Origin of the sequence: Mucilaginibacter sp. dw_454 (assembly GCF_018449775.1) — a bacterium.
Classification (GTDB): Bacteria; Bacteroidota; Bacteroidia; order Sphingobacteriales; family Sphingobacteriaceae; genus Mucilaginibacter.
Genome location: NZ_JAAVVB010000006.1, coordinates 279,501 through 285,558, shown reverse-complemented (window position 1 = coordinate 285,558; position 6,058 = coordinate 279,501). Strand labels below are relative to the sequence as shown.

The window sequence follows — 6,058 nt, the reverse complement described above, 5'->3', positions numbered from 1 at the left end:
CCTTCCGAACACCTGTGGGGATAACACCGACCAGAGACTGAAGCGTCAATTACTATCCTACCCATTTATAAGCCAAAAAATCGCTATAAAAGGAGATCTGTAAGAAAACAGCAAACAGGTAATAAAGAACAAAAAGTTTATTGAGTTTAAACTGAAATTTAAGTGATGACAGGGCGACAAAAAACAGCAGGTAAAACATGGTCAGCTTTAAATAATGAAAAACACCTGTAGCATAAATGCCCAGTAGTACAATAAGCACCAGGCCTATTAATTCGTTACGGGTGGGTTTGTATTTTTGGTATAGGAATAAGATAAAAGATACTGAAAACGCGGTGCACATCATGTGCCGGTTAAGGCTCCAGATGTTAGTGCCGTCTTTGAGTTTATTGGTGAAACCTGTATCTAAAATTGTCACGCCGACAATAAATAAAATTGAAAACAACACCTGTTTTTCTATAATCAGCCCTGCATCGCTGTCGGCAGTTCGCTGGCCCTTAATCAGTTTAATTAATATCATAAAACAAAAAAACAGCGCAATGCAGGCTAACACAAACGCTATGGCATCTAAACTCAAAACCCGGCTGGCCTGTATGGTTGTTAACGGAAAGCGCGGCAGCGACCAGGCGCGGTGCCAGTACTTTTGCACGGCGACAAAATAAAACCATTTATGGGTATAATAGGCCATCCAAAACGCCGCTGCTATAAAACCTGCTATGCTTGCAGCTATGCGGTAAAGCATGGCTAATAACCGGCGCTTGCTAAACCCTAAAGAGTACATTTCAAATACATCGCAAATAATTATAGCGGGTACAAAAATCACACAAGTTGAACGCACCATAGAAGCGCCAAGCAAACCAATACACAATAAAAGATCTGACTGCCTTTTGTAGCCTAAAATAATAAACACACTGAAAAAGAAGAACAAAGCCTCTGCATAGGGTATTACAAAAAACAAGAATGATGGAAATGACAATAAGAACAGCAAAATGTTGCCGGGAAGTTTGCTGTCTTTAAGCAGCAAATAAAGAGAGCCTGAAAACAACAGACAGTTAAATATCCCCATAAATAAGATATTCAACGTTGTGAGCCCCCACAGGTAAGGGAACAATGGAAAAAAGGCCAGGTTATTAGCGCGCCCCCGTAAAAAAAGATAACCTATGTTTTTGATGGAATAGTAATAGGCAACATCATAGTGTTGCAAATTGCTGTTTGTGGGGGCGGCGTATCCTTGTAAAAAGGCATTGCATAAGAGGTAAGCTGTAATAACTACAAAAATATGTAAGCTAATAATAGCAACAGGGTGCTTCAGGTTTAGATTTTTCACTGGTAATAAGGTTAGGTTTATGGTAGATTAAGCGTAAGCCGACTCAAATTGTGTTATGTGCCGGTACTGTTAACCGCTTTAATCTCATATAAAGTTAATGATCCGTTTCTAAATCCAAGAAAATTATTGATAATTTTTACCCAGGCTGGTATTCCTGATTTTAGCCGGCCGATAGTTAGAAACTGTAAGAAAGGCTGGCACAAAGACAGATTACTATCTCTGACTATTATCAGGTTCTTTGTTCCTTTATTTGAGTCTGATATAGCCGATAAATCACATTGTTTCCACTGTACGTTTTTGTCTAAATAAAAATTCTGTTTTTCTGGGATGGGTCTGTAAGGATTATCCCAGCCAAATACTAATAGCTGAACTTTTTTATCGGGGTAGTGATCATGTATATATTTTGTTAGTGTCATCCGGCCCTCTGAATCGGCCGGCGAAAAAGCTACGGCAAATATGGAGAGCACGTTAATAGCTAATATTAATATTGTGGTAATTGCCAGCGTGTACCGTAGGGGTTTAGGGATACGCCAGGCAATGACCGTTTGCACGGTTAACATGATAAACAATGGTATTAAGTTAGCCATTGGGAAAAGAAATCTGAGTTCTTTATGTGGTGTAAGGCAATGCACCAATAAGAACGGAACTACCGCCCAGCAAATTAAGCCGCGCCTGTTAAATATAAACTGAAAAAGCAGGCATACCCAAATTAACAGCGCCATGGCTGCATTCAGGGTCTGCAAACTTTCGGTAAAGTAAAAATACCAGGGCGACACTCCCCAGCCCGAGGCGGCGTCATGAATAACATTAGCAATATAGTAGTTATAAAAAGTAAAAACGGGTACGCCATAAAACCAGGTGTCGACTAAAAAACCTACTGCCAGCATGAACACGCCCGCAGCAGCAAGTTTTAATAAAAATTTAAAGTTTGCTTTATTGATAAAGATCAGCCAACAAAAAAAACCGGCAGACAAAAACGCGGTTTGAAACCTAAAAAGAAAGCTTAGCCCAAAGAGTAAGCCCATGAGATAGGCTTTTTGTTTTAGGGGCGAATAAAATACGGCAATGCTTAACATAAAAGCTAAACCAGCGTACGATTCGGATGAAAAGCGGACATTGATAAATGGAAGAAACCATAAAAAACAGGCTAATAATCTATACCAGATTTTTAAACGGTCTTGAATAAGAAAAGAAGTTTGGTTGATAAAGTATGTGACAATTGATAGCGCAATTACAGACGTAGCTACACGTAACAACGTAATTAGCGTATAATGGTTATTAATATTAAATGCCCTGCACAAACTAAAAAACCAATAAGCAATTGCCGGCTGTAATGCCGACCGTATTTTAAAAGCGTACTCCCATGTTAAGTCGGACGGCAGGTTGTTGCCCGACTTTAATTCTGCAAATTCAATGAGCTGATAATGTTCATCATAGTAGTAAAAACCGTTATTAAAAACAGCATAAACTACGTAAACAATTAGTGCAGCAAGAAATATCAATCGCTCTTTAGACATTATAATTTTCTTTTATATTTTTCTTTGATTTTAATTAAAAAAATACCTTATTTTTAGGTACCTAAATTATTATCACATCAATGCCTAAGTACTATTTTGATAGGCTGGAATATCTTGACAGCCTAATCCAACGGAAGGGGACCGGATGCCCCGATACGCTTGCTAAAAAGCTGGCGGTGTCTAAACGTACCGTTTTTGAATATATTGACATATTAAGGTTTTTAGGAGCCGCAGTTAAATATGACAATTTTAGAGAAAGCTATGTCTACGAAAACCCGGGAAAGTTTAATTTTAAATTTGTTGAAGAACACCGACCGATAATTCCTTGAAAATGGTCAGCAACGCCGTTGATTTTTTAACATTTAACTTTTATTTCAAACTGGGACTGTTAGATCATTGCTTGCGGAATGGTAAATATTCCGGCTGGCTAGCATCACTTACCTAATAAATGCTTTCGAAAATAAACCGTTATTTATGCGTGTCAATGCAAATCAATTTTAGTAATAAAAAAAGGGAGCGTGTAATTACACGCTCTCTTTTTTTAGAATACGTCAAACTTACATATCAATGCTCGTCTTGGTTATTTTATTAATTTTATTCATAAAATATTTAGCACGAACTGCTGGTATTTCTAATATAGAAGCCTGGTAATTTAGCGCCTGGCCTAATTGGCCACCCAAAGCAGATGCATTCATGGCTAAAGCGTCATGTTCTATTTTAAGCTGTTTGCGATATTTTTGAGCATCTTTGTTATTGGCTATTGTAGATTTATAACCAGCCAGCGTACCTGATGACACCTGATCTTTTAATTTATTTAATGATAAATATATTAAAGCATAATCCTGAGATCCACTGTTTATCAAATCATTTACATATGCATTAAGCTCTGTGGTTTTTGATGCATCATTCAAAAGATACTTGCGGATAATTAAATTCGCCACGTCCTGTTTAAAAACAGGCAGAAAGCCATTTGATGAGTTCTTTGACACAAATGCTTTATAACGTGCGTCTGCGCTTTCGAAATCATCAGTCATTGAAGCTAATTGAACGCCATTGACAGTTGAAGAACTGGTTACCGTAATTCCGACAGCTTTGGCATTTTTAACACTGATTGGCTCGTCTAATAACAAAAACCCGCTGCTTTTTATGAAACTTTGCTGCGCCGCAATTAATTGTTTATCACCCACGTTATATCTAACCTGATAATTCATTGTGGCAGGGGTAGTTGTGGCATCCATGTTGTTTGTGTCTTTCAACGCATTAAATTTAGCCATGTTGGTTTTAAAAGCGTCTTGAGTTTTCGGGCTCCATTGTTTACTATTATAGTCGTTTACCATTTTTTGAATAGTTAGCGATTTTTTATCCTTGGATGCAGTATCCTGAACCGCAGATGTTAGTTTTTTACATTGCGATAAGAAAAAAGCAGTTGCCATCGCCGCAATGGTTAATATGAATATTTTTTTCATGTTTTTATATGTATGTGTTTGGTACTTCTATATATTTATTAAAAACCAGGGTAATAGTATTCGTAAGCATTTTTTATGCCCTGATAAAGTAAACTTCCCACACCGTCTAAATAATTATAAATGGTAATGCCAGCATTTAATTCATCCATTAGTTGGTGGTCTGTTTGGATCTCATCATTAGTACCATAACCCTGAGAAACGATACCTCCATTTGCTTTAATAGTATAGTATCCCGATCCAACGGCCGGTTGCAGAGTTTGGTTGTTTACAGCCCAATCAAATGTGCTCTCTACACCCGCCGGGCAAGGTGTTCCGTCAACAGAAAATCCGGTTTCCCACTCGCTATGAAAATAAGTATTAGTTTCATCTTGAAAACTGGAAACAGTGCCTCCGTTACTAGTAATTGTTGTATCGTAAGTTTGCCCGTTTGATAGAGACGGAATTGCAATAATCAATACAAGGATGGAGAAAGTTGCAAGGAAAAATATTCCTAAGCGTCGTTTGCCCCTTGGGGCCATTGGGCTGTTTTTTAATTTCATAAGATTTAAGTTTATTCCTCAAATCTATTATTACCTGATGCGAAAATTTCGCACTCAAAATTTATTTAAATAAATAGAAGAAATGCTGGCTAATTTATTAACCTTTTCCTAATAGCAAAGGCTGTTCTTGATTGGTTCAAGGAAGTGTAATGATGATAAAGCCCGCTGGATACGATATTTATAGTGTGATGTTGTTATCTCTTATCAAGAAATGTGCAACAAAAAAAGAGCGTTAATCAACGCTCTTTTTTATTAATTGTTTAGATGTTATGCTTGGATCGCCAACACTATAATTTTACTATTAGCCTACATATTAACGCTAGATTGGCTTACTCCTTTAATTTTATTCATAAAATACGTAGCCTGAGCTTGTGGTATTTCCAACATTGAAGCTTGCAAGTTTAGTACCTGGCTTAATCTGCCGCCCAGGGTAGCTGCGCTTCTAACTAAATTATCATGTTCTAATTTTAGCTGTTGACGGAATTTTTGAGCGTCCTTGTTAGTTGCTACAGCAGCTTTATAGCTGTTAAGCGCAGTTGCCGGTACCTGATCTTTTAATTTATTCAGCGCTAAGTATATCAACGGGTAATCTTGCGATCCGCTGTTGATCAAATCGCCTAGATAAGTGTTAAGTTCCGCTGTTTTTGATGCGTTATTTAACAAATATTTGCGAATAATTAAATTAGCTGCGTCCTGCTTAAATACAGGTAAAAAGCCGTTTGATGAGTTGTTTGATACAAATGCCTTGTAACGGGCATCGGCACCTTCAAAATCATCAGTCATTAATGCTAATTGAATTCCATTTACAGTTGAATTGCTGGTTACAGCAATTCCCGCTGCCTCGGCATCTTTAACAGTTACCTGTTGGTCCACTAACAAAAATCCACTGCCTTTTATAAAGGCTCTTTGTGCTTTAATTAATTGTGCATCGCCTGCGTTGTATCTTACCTGATAATTAATAGAGGCCGGGATTTTTGTAGGGTCCATGTTATTAGTGTCTTTCAACGCTTTGTACCTGGCAATCTTAGTATTTAAAGCACCCAGAAGTTGCGGGCTCCACTGTTTGTTATTAAAATCGTTTACAGTTTTTTGAACCGAGATTGATTTATTATTAGATGAACCATCCTGAACAGCTGATGACAGCTTTTTACATTGCGATAAGAAAAAAGCTGTCGACAAGGCAACAGCCGTTAATAGAAATATTTTTTTCAT

Annotated in this window: 5 protein-coding genes; all 5 read right to left on the bottom strand. The window is 37.5% G+C overall.

The features are described from left to right. Positions 1-52 precede the first annotated feature (52 nt). The 5 genes from HB679_RS17855 to HB679_RS17830 all read right to left on the bottom strand — a co-directional run bounded on the left by HB679_RS17855 (position 53) and on the right by HB679_RS17830 (position 6,058). Positions 53-1,324, bottom strand: coding sequence for a hypothetical protein (locus HB679_RS17855; RefSeq protein ID WP_214073377.1), 1,272 nt, complete (start codon positions 1,322-1,324; stop codon positions 53-55). A gap of 53 nt (positions 1,325-1,377) precedes the next feature. Then, a complete protein-coding gene (locus tag HB679_RS17850; protein WP_214073376.1) occupies positions 1,378-2,841 on the bottom strand; it encodes a hypothetical protein in 1,464 nt (487 codons plus the stop codon). 557 nt (positions 2,842-3,398) lie between these two features. Continuing rightward, on the bottom strand, positions 3,399-4,307 hold the full coding sequence (locus HB679_RS17840; RefSeq protein WP_214073374.1) for a hypothetical protein: 909 nt from the start codon (positions 4,305-4,307) through the stop codon (positions 3,399-3,401). Between the two features lie 38 nt (positions 4,308-4,345). Continuing rightward, complete coding sequence (locus HB679_RS17835; RefSeq protein WP_214073373.1) at positions 4,346-4,846, bottom strand: hypothetical protein; 501 nt, start codon at positions 4,844-4,846, stop codon at positions 4,346-4,348. A gap of 306 nt (positions 4,847-5,152) precedes the next feature. Then, the gene (locus HB679_RS17830; protein WP_214073372.1) at positions 5,153-6,058 is read right to left on the bottom strand and encodes a hypothetical protein; all 906 of its coding nucleotides are present in this window, start codon (positions 6,056-6,058) and stop codon (positions 5,153-5,155) included.